An 18,367-nucleotide genomic window follows, 5' to 3' on the forward strand; every position below is an offset into this window, starting at 1 on the left:
AGCTTAGCACACATAGCTTGCCACTCATCAAATTATTAACTTGGCGGCAATGATTGTCGAATTTGTATCACAATCATTTTTTATAGTACTGCCATCGAAACCAATTAGCGATTGACAAGGAGTTCGGACATGCGTAAACATTTAGCGCTGGCAGTTGGGGTGGTATCGTTGGCCTGTGGTGGCTATCTCTGGACGAATAACACTGCGGCATTTGCCGTCAACAAAAACGATCAGCCAGCCGAAACGATCACAATTACCTCAAATCCTGAAGAAGTTACAATTGAATGTAGTATGGCTGGTGGTGAAGGAATGTTCATGCCTACACTACACGGTGAAATCGCAGCGAGTGCCCACGCAAGCCACATGCCCGCCATGGCAATGCATAAACCGATGGTTAGTGCAACATTACATCATCGTAGCGGCTCAAGCTCATCCGCCGATCAGCTTGAAATAACTAGCCAAACCAGCAGCACACACGTGACCAAGCCATTTGCAATGCTAAGCAACGTTGATGATGAATCAAGCGATTGTAGTATCGCAGTACCAGTTGGGATCGACTGGTTTGAATTGGCTGCTGAAACGATTGGCGTTAGCAGCGATGAACTGCTGACTGGGATTGAGAATGAGGTTAGTATCGCTGAGCAAGCCGCCGCCAAGGGTGTGAGCAAACAAACCGTGATCGATGCAATTGTGGATGCTGAAACTGCCAACATCAATCAACTGGTAACCGATGGCGAACTTAGTGCCGAAGATGCAGCTCTATTTACCGCCGATCTGCCCGAAATGATCGAGCATTTCGTCAGCACTGCGCCACATTTCATTCCAAGCGAAGCCATTGAGTGCTTCATGGTCGAACTCGACGAATCGGGCACAAGCACAACTGAAGAAGCAGTTGCATGTGAAGCAATCGAGGCTGTGCCTGCGCTACCCGCCGCGCCAACCACCGATTCAAGTCGTTAGATCACATGGCTGGTTGCAGTCTTCACCACGCCTGTAACCAGCCTTAATCCACACCAAGGAAGTAGCATGGCCGCAATAATCACCATTATTGAAGATGAAGAACGAATTGCCCATTGGATGCAGTTGTATCTTGAGCAAGCGGGCTTTACAACCTATTTGGCCAGCGATGGCCTAGCAGGCTTGGCTTTGGTGCAGCAACACCAGCCAAGTTTAGTCGTTTTAGACCTGATGCTGCCCAAATTGGATGGCTTAGCGGTCTTCAAGGTGATTCGTCAAACCAGCAATATACCGATTATTATGGTAACTGCGCGTAGCAGCGATGAAGAACGAATCTATGGCTTAGAGCTTGGCGCTGATGATTATGTTGGCAAGCCATTCAATGCTCGCGAATTGGTAGCACGCGTTCGAGCAGTTTTGCGGCGCAGCCAGCCAATCTACGCTAGCCAAACGTTGAAACGCGGCCCAATCGAATTGGATTTGGAGCAACATCACTGCACCGTCAATCAGCAACCTGTCGAATTGAGCAAAATTCAATTGGCCTTGCTGGCGACGTTTATGCGCCATCCCAACCAAATTCTCAGCCGCGAACAGTTGCTTGAAGCAGTTTTTGCTGGCGATTATGCGGGCTTTGATCGTTCGCTCGATGCGCATATCGCGCGTTTGCGCCAACGCATTGAACATGATCGCACCAACCCACAGTATATCGTGACCGTGTATGGGCTGGGCTATAAATTTGTTGATTAGGTAGGGTGTTATGGGCAAATCGTTACGCTGGAAATTAGGGGCAGCCTTTGGCTTGGTGATCAGCGCAACCCTCTTGTTGAGCGGACTAAGCGCCTATTTGCTCACCACTCAACGCTTTGATATTTTCGTGGGTGACCAAAGCCAGTTGCGTACCGAACAGCTTGCGCCTTGGCTCGAAGCCAGTCATGCCTATAACGCCGATTGGTCGGCATTATCAACGTTGTTGCAGCAAAGCGAGAATTTGAGCCAAACCCACACCCTGAGCCTAGCCCCAGCCATTTTCAGCCTTGACAGCGGCCAACTCTGGCAACAGAGCGCCGAGGTAATTGGCATTAGCCCTGAGCATTTGCAAGGCGAGGTTGGTAGCGGCGGCAGCATCGAGAGCGTCGCATTAGCACATAATGTTGATCCTGAGGCCTTGATCGTTAGCCTTGAGCAAACCCAAATGCCAACCATTCCAATGACCATGGCGGTGGTCGGAGCTACGCCAAGTGGAGCTGGCATCGACTTACAATCACAAATTCGCTATTTTGTTGAATATCAAACCAGCCCCAATTGGCTCAGCCTGATTCAAAAACAACTTAATGCTAGCCCCACCGAAGTTCAACAAAGCTTGCAACACCCCCAAGGCTTCGTGGCACTAGCTCAACGCTATCAAATCGAGCCATGGCTGCTGGTTCAAACAATTGTTATGGCGGAGCTAGAACGCTTAAAATCGATGTCGAGCATTCCTATCAGCAGCATCCTGAACGAACTCCCGCTGATCGCTCAATCAGCCTGGAATTTTATTGATCCCCAAGGCCTTGCTCAGCCAAATACAGCCCGAATTGGGCTGCTGCATCATGACAGTATGTTGCTGCAATGGGAATTACAAGCACTGTTGCATGGCGATGAACGGCTGATCATTCTCGATCCAACGGGCAATGTGAGCTATGACAGTGCTCGGCAACTCAATAACGATCAGCAACTAGCCGAGGATATTCGCCAGCATGCCGTGCCGCTGTATGATTTAATCACCAACCAACCAATTGGCTCTGCGCTGATCGTGACTGGTACGCACGCCTATACCGAGCATCAAGGAGCATTTTTGCGCAGCACTGGCCAAGCTTTGGTGATGAGTGGTGGTATCGTCGGCATGATCGTTTTAGCCTTGGGGTTTGTCTTGGTTCGCACAATTACCGCGCCAGTTTTAGCATTAACCCACGCCACCAAACAAATTATCGCCGGCAATTGGCAAACTCAAGTGCCAATTCGTTCGCACGATGAGCTAGGCCAAATGAGCAAAGCCTTCAATCATATGGCCAATTCGCTAGCTCAACAGCGCATGCTGCAAACCCGCCTAATTCATGATTTGACCCATGAATTACACACCCCGCTAAGCGTGATTCAGCTTGAAATGGAAGGCTTGGCCGATCAACTACAAAGCGCCGATGAAGCTGCTCGCCATGTTGAACACGAAATTAAATTGATCGTCAGCTTACTCGATGATTTAACTTTGCTGCTCAAAACCGAATCACACAGCCTAGAATTTAACCAAGAATCATTAGATTTTGAGCAATTGCTCCACGAAACCCATCAACGGTGGCAACAACCAGCACTCAATGCAGGCATCCAATTGAAACTTAGCATCGAGCAACCACTCCCCAAACTCGCTGTTGATCGCACGCGGATTGTACAGGCCTTGGGCAATTTGCTGAAAAATGCGCTGCGCCATACGCCAGCGAATGGCCAAATTCACATCAGTTGCAGCCGCGATCATGCATCGATCAAACTAAGCATTCATGATACGGGCGAGGGAATTAGCGCCCACGATTTGCCGCATATTTTCGAGCGTTTTTATCGGGCCGATGCCTCGCGCAACCGCGATACTGGCGGGCGCGGCTTGGGTTTAGCGATCGTCAAGCAAATTATCGAGGCTCATGGCGGCACAATTGAGGTGAGCAGCACACTTGGTCAAGGCAGCAATTTCCAAATATCGTTACCAATTAACCCAAGCCTCGACTGAAAAAATAGTGACCTAAGCCAACCGTAAACATCAAATTGCCATATAACGCATGCTCCAAACAAACCAAGCGCAACGAACGGGTTTGGCGATAGGTATCAGCAAACAGCCAGCCGCCAATCAGCGTCAAAAGCACAGCGTAGGGATTGCGAAAAATAATATGCGCCCAGCCAAATAGCACAGCACTAAGCAACAACAGCCAACGCTCATTCAACAACTCGCGGTAGCGCTCGAAAAACAAGCCACGAAAGACCAATTCTTGAATGTAGACCGAAAAGATCGGATAAGCCAACAGAATCATGAGCCAAAGCCAAGGTTGTTGGCGCGGCAAATTGAATAAATTGGTTGGTTGCCAAAGCCAGACCAACAGCACCGCCAAAATGCTTGCCAAACCAAAACGTTGCAACAAACGCCAAAATTGGCCTTGTTCGAGCGGATTTAAGCGCCCTTGCCAAAGCCCAATTGGCACTGCTCGTCGCCGCAACCAAAACCAAGCGCCAAGCGCCGCCAAGCCCAGCACCCCAAACCACCAACGAGCTGGCACAACAAAGCGCAGCACCAAAGGCACCAAGCCAAACAAAACCAGCATTTCAAGCCATAACCACCAACGCTGCATGCAGTCCCATCCTTTACCAATTGCAAGCAATAAAACATTGATCATGCCCGATTCGCTTGACCAAACCAAGGCCTAAACTGCTAGTAAATGATGAACATTTATGGCGGGAATTAAATACAAACTGGTAGATCAAGTTTGATCCACCAGTTTGCAACCAAAAGAAGATTTAGCCCTGCTTCAAGACCAAATAGCGTTGCCAAACCTCGCGGGTTTCAGTGAAATCGCGACGAGCATGCGCACCGCGGCTTTCCTCACGCAATAAGGCGGCATAGGTCAACAGCGTCGCAGTTACCAACAAATTGGCATCTTCATACTCGCGTACAGTGGTTGGCTCGGTTTGGGCATCACGCCAAGCAACCAACTGCCGCAAGGCCGAACCCAAACCATCGGCTTCGCGCACAATTCCCACGTTGCGCCACATCAGGCGTTGCAACGCAGTGCGACTAAATGGCGTATCATCGGCTTCGGCGGCCATGGTGATCGCTTGGGTGGTTTGGGGAAACGTTGGCGCTTCGATGAGGCTATCAGGAGCTTCAATCACCCGTTTCGCCCAAACCAAGACTTCCAACAAGGAATTCGAGGCTAAACGATTGGCTCCATGCACCCCTGTCATCGAAACTTCGCCAACTGCAAATAAATTAGGGACGCTGGTACGGCCATGCAAATCGGTGACTACGCCACCAGTCATGTAGTGAGCAGCAGGCGCAACCGGAATTGGTTCTTTGGTAATATCTAAGCCATGGCTACGGCAGACTTTGGCAATCGTGGGGAAGCGCAATAGCACCAAATCGGCAGGCAAGTGAGTCACATCAAGATAGACATGATCGGCATCGGTTGACACCATTTCGGCGGCAATTCCCCGTGCAACCACATCGCGCGGCGCTAATTCAGCATCGGGGTGCAACTTGAGCATAAAGCGTTCGCCTGCCACATTGCGCAAAAAGCCGCCTTCGCCACGCACTGCCTCGGAAATCAAAAAGCCAGGTGCGCCAGCCAAACGCAAGGCTGTGGGATGAAATTGGAAGAACTCCATATTCGAGACACCCGCACCAGCACGATAGGCCAAAGCTACCCCATCGCCAGTGGCGACGGTTGGGTTGGTTGTGGCTTGAAACAATTGACCAGCTCCACCAGTTGCTAGCACAATCCGCTTGGCCCGAACCTCGCCCCGCTCACCGGTGCGGGCATCGAGGGTACGCACGCCAACAGCTTGACCATTTTCCAGCACAATTTCGGTCGCTAAAGTCCAGGCTCGCACATCAACATTTGTATTCGCAACCACGCCTGCCAAGGTTGTTTCGATCGCAGCGCCTGTTGCATCACCGCCAGCGTGCAAAATTCGGCGCTCAGAGTGGGCGGCTTCACGAGTTAGGGCAATCGCACCATCGTGAGTATCGAATGGCACACCCAAGTTGATCAACTCGTGCACCCGCGCTGGGCCTTCTTCGCACAAAACTCGCACTGCTGCTGGATCACTGATGCCAGCGCCAGCAACCAAGGTATCCTCAATGTGCAGTTCGGGCGAATCGTGCTCACCAATCGCGGCAGCAATTCCACCTTGGGCATAGCGCGTGTTGCATTCCTCAACTGCCTCTTTGGTTACTAACACAACTTTGAGATTATGTTGCGCTGCCAATTGGGCAGTGTATAAACCAGCGATGCCTGAGCCAACAATAATATAATCGTTCATAGAACGGGTAAATCCTTTCGTGATTAAACACTAGGATATATGTTCTTGATTCTATAGGTGAATGCTTAGGATTCTCCACCCTTCCGTCCCTCCGCTGGAGGGAAACGCAGGGGGTTTCATCCCCTGCACCCCCTAAAGGACAACTATCGGAAGCTATCGAATCCTGATCTATCTTCAGTGAGATTTCAGGTAAGAACATATAAGCCCTAGGGTAAGCGCTACATTAAGCAAGATAGAGCTGTTGTTCGGCAATATAGCTCGCAACAGCATCAGGAACGAGATAGCGCACAGGCAAGCCAGCCTGCAAGCGACTACGTAACTCAGTCGCCGAAAGATCCATGCGTGGGCCTTGAATCCGTACGCTCCGTTTGGCTAAAGCTGGGAATTGCTCAAGCAAAGCCGACCAATCCAAATCGAAGCCAGGTCGTTCTAAAATGGCAAAATGGGCCAATTGCACTAAATCGGCGGCGGAATGCCAACGCGGCAACGTTGCCAAACTATCCGAGCCAACAATCAACCACCACTCGATATCTGGTTGATCTTCGTGCAGCGCCTGGATGGTATCGATGGTATAGGAAACGCCGCTACGCTCGACTTCGATCGTGGAAACTGTAAAGGCTGGATTATCGGCAATCGCCAGTTTGGTCATGGCAAGGCGCTGGTAGGCTGAACTAAAGTGCTGCTGCTTCAACGGCTGTTGGGCCGTTGGAATAAACATCACCTGACTTAAACCCAAAACCACTCGCGCCTCTTCGGCAATTGCCAAATGAGCATAATGGATTGGATCGAAAGTTCCGCCCAAAATCCCAACCCGTTGCATAACCATTCCTTCTTTAATAGTCACTATGACACCAAGTGCAGAGTAGTATAGCGCGATTCTGCTTTTTGTCAATATCACACTAATGGAAGGATGAAATCAAAAGGCAAAAGTCAGAAGGCAAAATTGAGCGCACTACATAAATAGGTTGGAGAGATCGGGATAAATTTAAGCACTGTTGTTATGTTCATAGACTAGGGCAATTAAAAGAGTAAAATAAGTAATTAGCACAATTTTATTCGGAGGCTTTGATTGGTATAATCAAAGCTTGTTTTGACTTAATTAGGGTTGCACATGATGTTCAGTAGTTATCCACAAATCACGATTCATGGCTTTAAATGGCCAAAACGCCCAACTGCCCAAGCAATTGGTTACCTGCTTGGCACAGATCAATTTGGACATTGGCTGGGGATTATAGCTGGCAGCGTTTGGCATCATAGCAATGGTCAACAAGGTACATTTGAACAATCATTTGTTAAATTGATACCCTATAACGCTTATTGGTCAGCGTGTTTTAATCGTAGCGGTAAACTAATTGATGTGGATATTGTGCTACCTCATATTTGGGATAATCAACTAGTTGAGGAAGTTGATCTGGAAATTGATCTCTTAAAAATGGATGATGGCAGACTAGAAATTCGCGATCAGGCTGTGTTTACGGCAGTTTGCCAACGTTGGCCAATGCCAGCAAGCCAGATTGACCAAGTGCATGCAACAACTACCCAAATCTATCAACAATTAGCTACAGAGGCTGAGCCATTTAAGTTGGTTGGACAGCAATGGTTAGCTGATTTTTTGCAACAAATTGAGGCTAAAAGCTGAAGATGAGTTCAAAAATTCTAACACTTTCATGGCTAGACAAGGGTGAGTGAATACCGTATAATGGCTAACACGTTCACGTGAGCAATCGCGTGGGCGTTTCTTTTGACTGAGAGTCCTCTCGGTTTTTTTTCATTCCATAATCGAGGCAAGTACTATGACCGATAAGCCGTTTTATCTGACTAAAGAGGGTCGTGCGAAACTGGAAGCGGAAATTGAGGAACTTGAAACAACTGGCCGTATGGAAGTCGCCGAGCGGATTCGTCAAGCCAAAGAACTCGGCGATATTTCCGAAAGCGGCGAGTACGAAGATGCCAAAAATAAGCAGGCTTTCCTCGAAGGGCGTATCCGTGAAATCCGCAACATTTTAAACAACGCCCAAATGATTGAAGAAGATGGGGATAACCGCGAAGTACGGCTAGGGTCATCAGTCACGATTCGCTATGAAGACGGCGAAGAAGAAGAATGGATGATTGTCGGTGCTGCCGAAGCTAGCCCCCGCGATGGCAAAATCTCCAATGAATCGCCGATTGGCAGCGCTTTGATGGGTAAACGCGCCCGCCAAAAAGCCACTGCCAGCACCCCCAGCGGGATTATGAAAATGACAGTTCTCAAAATTCGCTAACCAATCCCCCACTCAATTCAGTGTGTGACAAAGCCTAAGGCGCACTGGAGAGTGCGCCTTTTGGATTACACAGTGCTTTCTCGGCTATAATAGCCAGCAGGATTCAAGCAGTAGGCCATCCAGCACAGCCCTTTTTTCATTAGCATTAGCACGAGTTGCGCTGGCTCGCTTTATTCTATTATTGAGATTAGCATGGAATTAAACGATTTACAGCAAACACGTTATGGCAAGCTACAGGCGCTCCAAGCCGCTGGCATCGAGCCATATCCAGCACGAGTGCCTCAACGCACCCATACATTAACCGCCGTGCGTGAACAATTTTCGGCCCTTGTCGAGGCTAACGCTACGGTGACGATCATGGGGCGCTTGCGCCAACGCCGCGTTATGGGCAAATCAGCCTTCGCCCATTTAAATGATGATCATGGCGCGTTTCAAGTTTTTCTCAGTAAAGCCGATGTTGGAGATGAGCCATTCAAGCATTTTGTTGATCTGACTGATCTTGGCGATATTATCGCGGTCACAGGCACGCTCTTCACCACCAAAATGGGCGAACCAAGTGTGCATGTCACAAGCTGGACGATGCTCAGCAAGGCGATCACGCCGCCACCCGACAAACGCGAAGGCCAATTTAGCGATCAAGAAGCTCGCCAACGCCAACGGTATGTTGATTTATCAGCCAATCCCGAAGTTCGCGAAATCTTCCGAACTCGCGCTCGTTTGATCACGGCAATGCGGCGCTACCTCGATGAACGCGGCTTTTTGGAAGTTGAAACGCCAGTGTTGCAGGCGATTTATGGTGGCGCGGCGGCTCGACCATTCACCACCCATCATAATCAACTGCACCAAGATTTATACCTGCGGATCGCCACTGAGCTCTATTTGAAGCGTTTGATCGTTGGTGGCTTCGATGGCGTATATGAAATTGGTAAAAATTTCCGCAACGAAGGTGTTGATCGCACCCACAACCCAGAATTTACCATGATCGAGGTTTATCAAGCCTACGGCGATTATGAATCGATTATGCAATTAACCGAGGGTATGATTCGCTTTGCTGCTGAGCAAATTTTCAACAGCACCAGCATCGAATATCAAGGCCAGCAAATTGAGCTTGGTGGTTCGTGGCAGCGCCTAACCATGCGCGATGCCATTTTCGAAAAAACTGGAGTTGATATTCGCGAGTGCCGCGAATTTGATACACTATGGGAAGCAATTGGCGAAGCTGGCTTGAAAATTGAGCGCAAGCCAACTTGGGCCAAGCAAGTTGATGAGCTATTTAGTGAATTTGTTGAGCCTGAGTTGATTCAGCCAACCTTTATCACCGAATATCCACAGCCGCTTTCGCCTTTGGCCAAGCGCAAAGCCGATGATCCACAGTTTGTCGAGCGCTTTGAGCTATTTATGCTTGGAGCCGAAATTGCCAACGCCTTCAGCGAATTAAACGATCCCTTCGACCAAGAACAACGCTTCTTAGAGCAAGGCCGCGATTATGCCGCTGGCGACGACGAAGCCATGCAAATGGACGAAGATTACCTTGAGGCGCTCAGAGTTGGCATGCCACCAACTGGCGGCTTGGGCATCGGGATCGATCGGCTGTGTCTATTATTTACCAATCAAACTACCATTCGTGAAGTGATCTTCTTCCCGCATTTGCGCAAGCAGGGCGAGGAGTAGCAACGAGGGGTCGAGGGCTAGGGGTCAGGGGTCAGGGGTCAGGAAATTAGACCCAGTAGACCAACACCTGCATAGTCAGTCAGTATAGATACAAACCAATTGTTCAGAGGCTAAAAGCTATGAGCAAATTAACTACTAGACCCTGATCCCTGACTCCTAGCCCCTACTAACAAAGGACACAAATAATGCCACGTTCATTAGTGATCGAGCGGGAAAATTTACCAAGCGTGGTGCAAGGCTGGCTTGATGCAATCGGCCTTGAGCATCACGATACCGTCGAATTAGTCTTTACTGAAGGCGAATTGGTATTGCGCAAGCCACTCAGCCCAGAATTACGGGCTTGGGCCAAGGGCGTGGTCGATGCCTATGATCGCGAGTTTCAATCGTTAATTGGCTTATAACCTGAGCCAGCCGCAACGTTGCGCAGGCTTACTCAACAATGAAGTGGCATATGCACTATTTAAAACGCGAAGATATGTTGGATATTCATGGCTATTTGGTCGAGCGCTTTGGCGGTCGGCTAGGCCTTAACAGCCTTGATCGGCTGATTGGCTTGGTAGTAAGCCAAACCCAGACCTGTTTTGGTGAGGAATTGTATCCCGATTTACCTGCCAAAATTGCAGCACTGAGCTATACATTAATTAAAAATCGCCCGTTTCGTGCAGGCAATACGGCGACTGCACTGTTGGTTGCCTTACGTTTGGCCCATATCAACGATCAAACCATCGAAGATATTGAGGGCTTGAGCCATGAACTCGCTGCTGCCGCCCGTTCAGAACGCAGCCAAGAGCAGCTTTTACACTGGTTCAACGATCATCTGATACCTGGCTCATTGACAATTCAACCACGCTAGGTCAACCGCTTTATTCTTGCCGAGGAGCCACGTTTTTTTGCATAGAGCTTCACCCACGTTCGCTGCCACGCTCTATGTGCTCACCACGGTTGTGCTCGCATTTGGCTTTTTTTGGATAAGGAGCTTTTGTGGAACGACGCACAGTGCTGATCACAGGGGCTGCTGGTCGCTGGGGACGGCGATTGGCCCGCCAATTGGCGAAATTTCCGATTGTGCGCGTGATTGGGCTTGATATTACTCCACCAGAACGCCCAATTGATGGCGTTGAGTATATTCAGGCCGATTTACGCAACCCATTGTTGGTCGAATTGCTTCGCACCGAGAAGGTCGAAGGCATTTTACACATGGTCTTTACCTCGGGCTTATCTGGGGGTCGCGGCCTGCTTTCGCCCGAAGATGCCTTTCAAACCAATGTGATGGGCACAATGGAGGTTTTGGCGGCGGCAAATGCTGCTGACGTTAAACAGGTGGTGATCAAAAGCACAACCATGGTCTATGGGGCGCACGTTGATAACCCCTTGTATTTACATGAACATGCGCCGCTACGTGGCACTGATGGCAAGCCACTATTGCGCCATCGCTATGAAATCGAGCGTTTCATCGCCGATTTTCGGCGTAACCACGCCATGAATATTGCAGTTTTGCGCTTCCCAGGCATTGTTGGAGCCAGCGGCGCATCATCAACCATGCGCTACTTGGGCCAACCAACTCCGCCAACCTTGCTCGGCTTTGACCCATTGATGCAAATTGTGCATGAGGCCGATGTGATTGGCTCCTTGTTGCACGCCTTGGTCGCTGAAGCCAATGGGGTTTTCAATGTTGCAGCCGATGGTGTAATGCCGCTGAGCCAGATGATTCGGCGGGTTGGCCGCCAACCGTTGCCAATTTTTCACCCCTTGGCTTATGCAGCTGGACGCTTCGGTTTTGTGCGCCACAATCGCTTAGCCAACCAAATTATGCCATTTGAATTAGATTATTTGCGTTTTCCTTGGGTGGCCGATACCACGGCCATGCGCGGCGAATTGAATTACGAGCCACGCCACACTGCCGAGGAAGCGCTCGATGCCTTCCGTAGCTCGTTGCGATTGAAAAGCTACAGCGATTTATTGCCCAAACGCAAAGCCTACGATGGAATTCAAGCCTTTTTAAATCGTCGCCGTCAGGAGGATGAAGCATGAGCGATCAACCCCAAAAACGTCGCCGTCGCGCTGCTGGCGGTGCTGATGAAGCCGAACAAACGATTCCGGTTGTTGATGCCAGCACTGAAGAAACTGCGCTCGCAGCCGCTGATGAATATCCAGTTGAGCCTGAAACCCCGATCGAGGTGGTTAATATCGATCATGATCTGCGGCGCACCAGCCAAACACGGATCGATTCGTTACTCTCGGCCTTAGAAACCGAAATTCGAGCCTTGCCACCATCCGAAGATGAACGCGAGAGCGCAATCGCCGAAGTGATTCACTTAATTCGTGAATCGCTGACGCGCTGGCCCAAAAAAGCGATCGAAATGGCCGTCACCACGCTCAAAGCCAATATCAACAGCGATTATCTTGATGCTGATTTTTGGAAAGGCATCGGCTTGGTATTGCGCTATCAGCTTGATGCCAATGCCGATATGGTCAAACGGCGCTGGCGCGGCGATTACGCGGTTGATGAATTTGGGCTGGATTATGAATTGCTCGATTTGGCCAAGCCGCTTTTATTGTTTATGTACCGGAAATATTGGCGAGTCGAAGCAATTGGCCTCGAAAACGTCCCCGATTCAGGCCGCGCCTTGTTAGTTTGTAATCATTCCGGTGTGCTGCCTTGGGATGGGGCGATGGTTGGCTCGGCGCTAAGTTTTGAGCATGAGGCTGGCCGTGTGTTACGCAATCTGCACCTAAGTTGGTTCTCGTCGTTGCCATTTATCTCGCCCTTGCTCAGTCGTTTGGGCCAAGTTCAGGCCTTGCCAGCTAACGCCGAAGCTCTGCTAGAGCGCGATGAGTTGGTTGGGGTCTTTCCAGAAGGCTTGAAGGGCGTTGGCAAATTGTTCAAAGACCGCTATCGCTTGGCGCGATTTGGGCGTGGCGGCTTCGTCAAAGTTGCGGTCAAAACTGGTGCGCCGATCATTCCAGTTTCGATTATCGGCGGCGAGGAAATTCACCCGCACTTGCATAATGCCAAGTCGGTGGCCAAACTCTTGGGCTTTCCCTATTTTCCAATCACGCCAACCTTTCCATGGTTGGGGCCATTGGGCTTGATTCCACTGCCCACCAAATGGACAATCGTGTTTGGCGAGCCAATCGAAACTGAGCAATATGGCTCGAAGGGCGCAGAAGATCCACTATTAATCTCACAATTGACCGAGCAAGTCCGCACGACCATTCAAAATACTTTGCTCGACCACCTTAAAGATCGCTCGAATATTTTCGTTTAGACCGTAAGCTTCGCCAAACCCCAACCAAGCCCTGTGTGAAAGCAGGGCTTGATTCATTTAAGCCTATGGTTGTACACATGGCGGAGGTAAACTATCATTACTTTGGACAATGACTTCACCATCCTTCCAGGAATTGTCAAAGCTCCAAACACAACTCGATGAGAAATACCAGTTAATGCTGGTGTCAATGATTAAAGCCTCAAGTTGTGGATGATTACGGAGAAGTTCCAGCGTGGTAGTAAGCAAATGAGTCTGTTCAAGGACAAAGGATACCGGTGTATCATCCGATATGTTTAAGCGCAGGCTATATTGAATAGTCACAATATCATAAAAACAGGAAGTGCCAGCTATAATGCCGTTCAGATATATTTCCATCAAAGGATTCCATTGTTCAAAGGCTGCGGAAGTAATCGCTTGTTGGTCATTTCGCAAACGTAGGTAAGTAATCTCTAGTTGCTGGCTGCAAGGGTAAACATGAGGCGGTACAGGTCTTGGAATAGTTGATTCGACAACCTCAGTATGTGCACAAATTGCTGGAAACTTTAATCCTGATGGCATCAAAAAGAGATCAGCAGGTGTTGGATACCAAACACCCACCCCATCAAGCATGGCATAATCATAGCCCCACGAACAACCGTATTTTGCAAATCTCCAAGTAATAACTAGGGTATTCAAGCGAATATCAAGTGGTGGATGCTGTTTCAATTCAAGCACTAGATCTTGAATCCTATGAGCTATTTCTTCCAATCTACCCCGATCAGCGTTATCAGGCACATCAAGCATGAAATGATAAGTAATATCGATATATTGTATTGTACAATTTGTATCAATGACCGTCACAATTGCATCAATTTCGCCAGCTATTTCGGTTTGAATAAAAGCTTTTTTCACAAAAGCTTCATCTTTTGGTTGAAGTGGTTGGGGTGGTAAGTTAGCAGATACACATTGATCAGTTAATGTTTGAGTTGGCTCAGAAACGAAGGTTGCTTCTGGCAATGGTGTTGGAATTGGAACCGAGTTAACGCATCCTCTGGTTAACATCAAAATCAAGCTAAACATAATCCAGCGTGGCATAACGGCTCCTTCAATCGCAAATCAATTCATCGCTATGCAAGCAGTTTAGGCTGAGCAAATGGATATAAATTGACATTTTGATGGCACATCAAGTCCATTTTGCATCCAAAATAACGCTTGCTCATTCGAATGATTGAAGCCTAAGCCCAGCTTTAGGCCTAAGCAGCGGCACACAAACATGGATAGAATTAATTGTTACTAGATTTGTTGGAGCACATAACCATGGATGAAATCGATGAAACCCCACTTGTTTTTGAGCGCCCAGCCTTGCGCAAGCTTTTTCGTAAAGCCGAGGATTACGAACTGCCGCTCGATATTAGGCTCTCGCAACATGGTTTTTATCATTGGCTGGCCGAACGAACCAATCGGATCTATTTGGTTTGGCATGATGGCACTCAAACGCGAGGAATTGTATTCAATATGTCGGCCCATGCAGGCAAGCCATTTCGCCAACGCCAATGCGATTTATGTGGTCAGTTCGTTGAAGTTGGCGATATGATTTCGGTGCGCAGCCTCAAAGGTCGCCAAGATGCTGCCTATCAAGCTACCTACAGCTATGTTTGCGCCGATCTTGAGGATTGTCGGGGTTCGGCGATTAGTGCTGGCCAGTTAAACCATTTTCTGAACAAGCATCGGGGTTAGCGTTCATGGGTAAACCGATCAACCATTGCGCTAATTAAAGGGATGACTTGACGGCCAAACGCTGCTGGTGATTGGGTTCGGGCGCGAGTTTTCCATTCTTGCGCCGCCCCATACAAGGCCCAACTCACCAGCGCGGCGCTCAATTCAAGTGGCTGATAGCGCAAGATTTGGGCTGGCATATGTTGGCGAAACCAAGTCTGGATGTGTTTGCAAACTTGAGCCTTAATTTGTACCTCGATCACTGCTTCAAACGTTGAAAAGGTATCTTGACATTTAGTGCCATTGAACATGGTCAGTTGATCGGTAATTGCCAAAAACAGTCGCTCTAAATAAATTTCAGGATCAGCAAGCGGCCCAACTAGCCAGCGTTGCAAGGTATCGGCAAAAGAAATCGCCATAATTGCATCGAGCAAGGCATGTTTATCGGGAAAGTGGGCGTAAAATGTGGCGCGGTTAACCCCAGCTTGGCGGGCAATATCACGCACCGTAATCTCATCAAACGGTTTTGCATGCATTAGCTGATTAAAGGCATCGATTAACCGTTGGCGTGTGCGCGTAATTCGAGGATCGATTGGTAGATTAACATGAATCAAGGTTGTACCTAATTTTGCAACTAAACAACACTTGTAGCTTTTTGTTGGTTGACGCAGGTTTTTTAGCCAACTATCATACATATGTTGTCTAGATTATTGATGGCTATGCCCTAGGATAGTAGCATGGCCCCAAGCCACAAGCAAGCCACAATCGATCGAAACAGCAAGGTTTTAGTTTGTTAGGTCAATCAGAAGGAGTGTTCAATGACCACACCACGGATCGCGATCATCATCAGCAGCACCCGCCAAGCTCGTTTAGGCGAAAAAGTTGCCCAATGGGTTTTAGAGCATGCCGCTGCGCGCACCGATTTAGCCTTCGAGCTTGTTGATCTGCGTGAGGTAAATTTGCCATTTTTCGATGAAGTTGCCTCAAATGCTTGGGTTCCTTCAACCAACGAAACCGCCCAACAATGGCAAAAAACAGTTGGTAGTTATGATGGCTATATTTTTGTTACCGCCGAATATAACCATAGCATTACCGCTGCTTTGAAAAACGCCCTCGACTATGCCTCGCCCGAATGGAACAAAAAACCAGCCGCAGCGGTTGGCTATGGCGGAGTCGGCGGTGCGCGTGCAGTCGAACATCTGCGCGGCATTTGTGTTGAATTGCAAATGGCTCCCACTCGCACAGCAGTGCATATCGGCGGAACCGATTTTATTGGGATTTGGCAACAAGGTGTAGCCTTGAATGATCTACCCCACCTCTTGCCAACCCTCAATACCTTGTTTGATGAGCTTGGTTGGTGGACAAAAGCCCTCAAAACTGCCCGCGAACAAGCATAATCAACACTGGTAAAATGCCGTCAATTTTGCTAGCATATATGCCATGCACAGTTAGCAATAGGGGTTGCCATGAACATCATTCTCTGGATTATGCAGGGCTTGTTGGCGTTGGTGTTTGCTGGAGCTGGAGCGTTCAAACTGATTCAACCTAAGGATAAAATTGCAGCTCAGCTTGCTTGGGCTAAAGATTTTACGCCAAACACCATCAAACTCATCGGTGGCATCGAAGTTTTGGGCGCAATTGGCTTAATTTTGCCATGGCTCACCGGAATCGCCATGATTTTAACACCTTTAGCAGCAATGGGCCTAGCCCTTACGATGTTTGTGGCTGGCTTAGTCCATGCTCGGCTCAAAGAGTACCCCATGGTTGGCATCAATATTGTTTTGCTCAGTTTGGCGCTTTTCGTGGCCTACGGACGCTTTTAAGCCCAGTTGCAGCAGGTTGGCACTTGCCTCGGCAGGAGCCAGCCTTTTTTAATTTAATCGATCAGTGCACATCTTTAGATCTTAGCTTAACCGTTAAAATTCATTAACAAATCTAAAGAAATTAAGTAGATTTTAACAAATGTGCCATGCTAGGATAGCCTAACCAGGTTCGGATCGATCACTGATTGTTTTTGTTCTTGCTTGGGATCGATTCCAAATTCCGCTGACTGGTCGAAATTCTTCAAGGCTGTGGTTAGGAGTATCGATGATGGCGAATCCAAAACGGGGAGGCCGTTTAGTAATGATCATGGTGATGCTTGGCTTGGTTTGGACACAGAGCCAAAAACCAGCCCAAGCCCAAACGAGCAGTGCTTGTTCAATTAGCTATAGCATTGTTAGGCAGTGGCAAGGCGGTTTTCAGGGCGATATCGTGATTCGCAACACTGGCACAAGCCCGATCAACAACTGGACATTAACTTGGAGTTTCAATAATCAAGTTATTTCGCAATTATGGGGTGGCAATTATAGCCAAACAGGCACTGCCGTCAGCGTCAGCAATATGGCTTGGAATGGAACAATTGCCAGTAATTCGAGTGTGAGTTTGGGCTTTATTGCCAGTTGGATGGGCAGCAATCCAATTCCCAGCAATTTTCAGTTGAATGGTATCGCCTGCAATGGCGGCATCACACCAACCGCAACTGGAGTTGTGCCAACCGCAACCCGCACACCTGCACCAACTGTAACCGCAATTCCAACTGCAACCCGCACGCCTGCGCCTTCAGCCACAGCAGTTGTACCAACCGCAACCCGCACGCCTGTGCCGAGTGCAACTCGCACGCCTGCACCAACTGCAACTCGCACGCCTGCGCCGACTGGCTGGAATCCGCCGAGCAACTTGGTAACGCCGCTGAATGAAGTTTGGCAGCATGTCGAATCGACCTATGGCAACTTGTATGGTTTTCGCAATTATGGCTGGGATCAAGTGATTGCGGGCAACGGCTCGATTAATTATTGTGTGCGCTGGGATTCGGATGCCCCAGTTTCCGCCGCCTTGCGCGACCAAATTCATGCTTCGCTGGCGCGGCAATTCAAAAAATGGATGGATGCAATGCTTGATAATGGTCAAGGCACCAATGGTTGGCCTTACACCAATGTCAACATCAAAGTGGTCGGCTGGGCCGTCCGTGATCGTAATACCCTACAATGGAGCGACAATTCTTTTGATATTTATGTCAACAATATCGCTGAAAATGCACCACAATGTGCTCCGCCATGTGGTCGTTTCTTCAACCAAGATGGCGATTATTCCGATTGTCCTGGCGGCTTCGATCACCACTATGATATGTCGTTGTGGCTAACCAAGGGAATGGCAGGCGGCGCTGGTGGCGATTGGGGCCAGCGAGTGGGAAGCGAATATTTTGTCAATAACCTCAACAGCGAGAACATCCACATCTTTCTGCATGAAGTTGGGAATACCTTTGGGCTTGACGATTTTTACGATTGGACACCCACTGGCATCAACAGCTTTATTATGAATGCTGGCAGCGCTAGCCAAATTACCGATTTTGATAAATGGATGTTGCGCGACTTCTGGCGACATCTCAAGAACCGCTACGGCTACTAAATTCGCTGCATA

19 protein-coding genes and 1 pseudogene are annotated in these 18,367 nt (G+C 48.8%); 15 read left to right on the forward strand and 5 right to left on the reverse strand.

All coding sequences use genetic code 11. From position 1 onward, the window contains the following. The first annotated feature begins 129 nt into the window (after positions 1-129). The 3 genes from ABEB26_RS05040 (at position 130) to ABEB26_RS05050 (ending at position 3,709) form a co-directional block, all read left to right on the forward strand. A complete protein-coding gene (locus ABEB26_RS05040) occupies positions 130-960 on the forward strand; it encodes a hypothetical protein (RefSeq protein ID WP_345720877.1) in 831 nt (276 codons plus the stop codon). A 66-nt stretch (positions 961-1,026) separates the two neighbouring features. Next, complete coding sequence (locus ABEB26_RS05045) at positions 1,027-1,704, forward strand: response regulator transcription factor (protein ID WP_345720878.1); 678 nt, start codon at positions 1,027-1,029, stop codon at positions 1,702-1,704. A gap of 10 nt (positions 1,705-1,714) precedes the next feature. After that, a complete protein-coding gene (locus tag ABEB26_RS05050) occupies positions 1,715-3,709 on the forward strand; it encodes a sensor histidine kinase (RefSeq protein ID WP_345720879.1) in 1,995 nt (664 codons plus the stop codon). Here ABEB26_RS05050 and ABEB26_RS05055 read toward each other — a convergent pair. From ABEB26_RS05055 to nadD, 3 genes are all read right to left on the reverse strand, one after another. Continuing rightward, entirely contained in the window at positions 3,690-4,322 is a 633-nt protein-coding gene (locus ABEB26_RS05055; RefSeq protein ID WP_345720880.1) for a CPBP family intramembrane glutamic endopeptidase, read from the reverse strand. The genes ABEB26_RS05050 and ABEB26_RS05055 overlap by 20 nt on opposite strands. 166 nt (positions 4,323-4,488) lie before the next feature. Then, on the reverse strand, positions 4,489-6,012 hold the full coding sequence (gene nadB, locus ABEB26_RS05060) for an L-aspartate oxidase (protein ID WP_345720881.1): 1,524 nt from the start codon (positions 6,010-6,012) through the stop codon (positions 4,489-4,491). A gap of 223 nt (positions 6,013-6,235) precedes the next feature. Next, positions 6,236-6,832 carry a nicotinate-nucleotide adenylyltransferase gene (gene nadD, locus ABEB26_RS05065; protein WP_345720882.1) on the reverse strand — a complete coding sequence of 199 codons (597 nt, stop codon included), beginning with the start codon at positions 6,830-6,832 and terminating at the stop codon, positions 6,236-6,238. A 291-nt stretch (positions 6,833-7,123) separates the two neighbouring features. Between nadD and ABEB26_RS05070 the strand changes: the two genes are divergently transcribed. The 7 genes from ABEB26_RS05070 (at position 7,124) to ABEB26_RS05100 (ending at position 13,213) form a co-directional block, all read left to right on the forward strand. Continuing rightward, on the forward strand, positions 7,124-7,651 hold the full coding sequence (locus ABEB26_RS05070) for a DUF402 domain-containing protein (RefSeq protein WP_345720883.1): 528 nt from the start codon (positions 7,124-7,126) through the stop codon (positions 7,649-7,651). A 154-nt stretch (positions 7,652-7,805) separates the two neighbouring features. Next, on the forward strand, positions 7,806-8,273 hold the full coding sequence (gene greA / locus ABEB26_RS05075) for a transcription elongation factor GreA (protein WP_012189225.1): 468 nt from the start codon (positions 7,806-7,808) through the stop codon (positions 8,271-8,273). A 192-nt stretch (positions 8,274-8,465) separates the two neighbouring features. Beyond that, entirely contained in the window at positions 8,466-9,944 is a 1,479-nt protein-coding gene (lysS, locus tag ABEB26_RS05080) for a lysine--tRNA ligase (protein WP_345720884.1), read from the forward strand. A 185-nt stretch (positions 9,945-10,129) separates the two neighbouring features. Next, positions 10,130-10,345, forward strand: coding sequence for a hypothetical protein (locus tag ABEB26_RS05085; protein WP_345720885.1), 216 nt, complete (start codon positions 10,130-10,132; stop codon positions 10,343-10,345). Between the two features lie 50 nt (positions 10,346-10,395). Beyond that, entirely contained in the window at positions 10,396-10,797 is a 402-nt protein-coding gene (locus ABEB26_RS05090; RefSeq protein WP_345720886.1) for a type II toxin-antitoxin system death-on-curing family toxin, read from the forward strand. Between the two features lie 128 nt (positions 10,798-10,925). Continuing rightward, on the forward strand, positions 10,926-11,975 hold the full coding sequence (locus ABEB26_RS05095) for an NAD-dependent epimerase/dehydratase family protein (RefSeq protein WP_345720887.1): 1,050 nt from the start codon (positions 10,926-10,928) through the stop codon (positions 11,973-11,975). Continuing rightward, positions 11,972-13,213 (forward strand): lysophospholipid acyltransferase family protein, encoded by a 1,242-nt coding sequence (locus ABEB26_RS05100; protein WP_345720888.1) that lies wholly within the window; start codon positions 11,972-11,974, stop codon positions 13,211-13,213. Before ABEB26_RS05095 ends, ABEB26_RS05100 begins: the two co-directional genes overlap by 4 nt. Before the next feature lie 63 nt (positions 13,214-13,276). On the opposite strand, the gene ABEB26_RS05105 is transcribed toward ABEB26_RS05100, so the two are convergent. After that, positions 13,277-14,287, reverse strand: a complete 1,011-nt coding sequence (locus ABEB26_RS05105) for a hypothetical protein (protein ID WP_345720889.1) — start codon at positions 14,285-14,287, stop codon at positions 13,277-13,279. A gap of 222 nt (positions 14,288-14,509) precedes the next feature. On the opposite strand from ABEB26_RS05105, the gene ABEB26_RS05110 reads away from it, so the two are divergent. Continuing rightward, on the forward strand, positions 14,510-14,929 hold the full coding sequence (locus ABEB26_RS05110) for an FBP domain-containing protein (protein WP_345720890.1): 420 nt from the start codon (positions 14,510-14,512) through the stop codon (positions 14,927-14,929). Here the strand turns inward: ABEB26_RS05110 and ABEB26_RS05115 are convergent. Beyond that, a complete protein-coding gene (locus ABEB26_RS05115; protein ID WP_345720891.1) occupies positions 14,926-15,522 on the reverse strand; it encodes a TetR/AcrR family transcriptional regulator in 597 nt (198 codons plus the stop codon). The two genes, ABEB26_RS05110 and ABEB26_RS05115, sit on opposite strands and share 4 nt — an antisense overlap. A gap of 204 nt (positions 15,523-15,726) precedes the next feature. On the opposite strand from ABEB26_RS05115, the gene ABEB26_RS05120 reads away from it, so the two are divergent. The 4 genes and pseudogenes from ABEB26_RS05120 to ABEB26_RS05135 all read left to right on the forward strand — a co-directional run bounded on the left by ABEB26_RS05120 (position 15,727) and on the right by ABEB26_RS05135 (position 18,355). Continuing rightward, complete coding sequence (locus ABEB26_RS05120; protein WP_345720892.1) at positions 15,727-16,305, forward strand: NADPH-dependent FMN reductase; 579 nt, start codon at positions 15,727-15,729, stop codon at positions 16,303-16,305. 69 nt (positions 16,306-16,374) lie between these two features. After that, on the forward strand, positions 16,375-16,731 hold the full coding sequence (locus ABEB26_RS05125; protein ID WP_345720893.1) for a DoxX family protein: 357 nt from the start codon (positions 16,375-16,377) through the stop codon (positions 16,729-16,731). Between the two features lie 313 nt (positions 16,732-17,044). Then, positions 17,045-17,392: pseudogene (locus tag ABEB26_RS05130) on the forward strand (cellulose binding domain-containing protein); the annotation flags it as partial. Between the two features lie 156 nt (positions 17,393-17,548). Further along, positions 17,549-18,355: a hypothetical protein gene (locus ABEB26_RS05135; RefSeq protein WP_345721021.1), complete on the forward strand. Its 807-nt coding sequence runs from the start codon at positions 17,549-17,551 to the stop codon at positions 18,353-18,355. Positions 18,356-18,367: the final 12 nt, after the last annotated feature.

Origin of the sequence: Herpetosiphon gulosus, assembly GCF_039545135.1 — a bacterium.
In the GTDB taxonomy this organism is placed as follows: Bacteria; Chloroflexota; Chloroflexia; order Chloroflexales; family Herpetosiphonaceae; genus Herpetosiphon; species Herpetosiphon gulosus.

What these genes read in the sequence shown, in the direction of transcription:
- ABEB26_RS05055 (WP_345720880.1), bottom strand. Translation starts at nt 4,322, where the DNA reads ATGCAGCGTTGGTGGTTATGGCTTGAAATGCTGGTTTTGTTTGGCTTG.
- ABEB26_RS05085 (WP_345720885.1), top strand. Translation starts at nt 10,130, where the DNA reads ATGCCACGTTCATTAGTGATCGAGCGGGAAAATTTACCAAGCGTGGTG.
- ABEB26_RS05040 (WP_345720877.1), top strand. Translation starts at nt 130, where the DNA reads ATGCGTAAACATTTAGCGCTGGCAGTTGGGGTGGTATCGTTGGCCTGT.
- ABEB26_RS05070 (WP_345720883.1), top strand. Translation starts at nt 7,124, where the DNA reads ATGATGTTCAGTAGTTATCCACAAATCACGATTCATGGCTTTAAATGG.
- ABEB26_RS05120 (WP_345720892.1), top strand. Translation starts at nt 15,727, where the DNA reads ATGACCACACCACGGATCGCGATCATCATCAGCAGCACCCGCCAAGCT.
- ABEB26_RS05105 (WP_345720889.1), bottom strand. Translation starts at nt 14,287, where the DNA reads ATGCCACGCTGGATTATGTTTAGCTTGATTTTGATGTTAACCAGAGGA.
- ABEB26_RS05050 (WP_345720879.1), top strand. Translation starts at nt 1,715, where the DNA reads ATGGGCAAATCGTTACGCTGGAAATTAGGGGCAGCCTTTGGCTTGGTG.
- ABEB26_RS05110 (WP_345720890.1), top strand. Translation starts at nt 14,510, where the DNA reads ATGGATGAAATCGATGAAACCCCACTTGTTTTTGAGCGCCCAGCCTTG.
- lysS (WP_345720884.1), top strand. Translation starts at nt 8,466, where the DNA reads ATGGAATTAAACGATTTACAGCAAACACGTTATGGCAAGCTACAGGCG.
- ABEB26_RS05125 (WP_345720893.1), top strand. Translation starts at nt 16,375, where the DNA reads ATGAACATCATTCTCTGGATTATGCAGGGCTTGTTGGCGTTGGTGTTT.
- ABEB26_RS05100 (WP_345720888.1), top strand. Translation starts at nt 11,972, where the DNA reads ATGAGCGATCAACCCCAAAAACGTCGCCGTCGCGCTGCTGGCGGTGCT.
- nadB (WP_345720881.1), bottom strand. Translation starts at nt 6,012, where the DNA reads ATGAACGATTATATTATTGTTGGCTCAGGCATCGCTGGTTTATACACT.
- ABEB26_RS05090 (WP_345720886.1), top strand. Translation starts at nt 10,396, where the DNA reads ATGCACTATTTAAAACGCGAAGATATGTTGGATATTCATGGCTATTTG.
- greA (WP_012189225.1), top strand. Translation starts at nt 7,806, where the DNA reads ATGACCGATAAGCCGTTTTATCTGACTAAAGAGGGTCGTGCGAAACTG.
- ABEB26_RS05045 (WP_345720878.1), top strand. Translation starts at nt 1,027, where the DNA reads ATGGCCGCAATAATCACCATTATTGAAGATGAAGAACGAATTGCCCAT.
- nadD (WP_345720882.1), bottom strand. Translation starts at nt 6,832, where the DNA reads ATGCAACGGGTTGGGATTTTGGGCGGAACTTTCGATCCAATCCATTAT.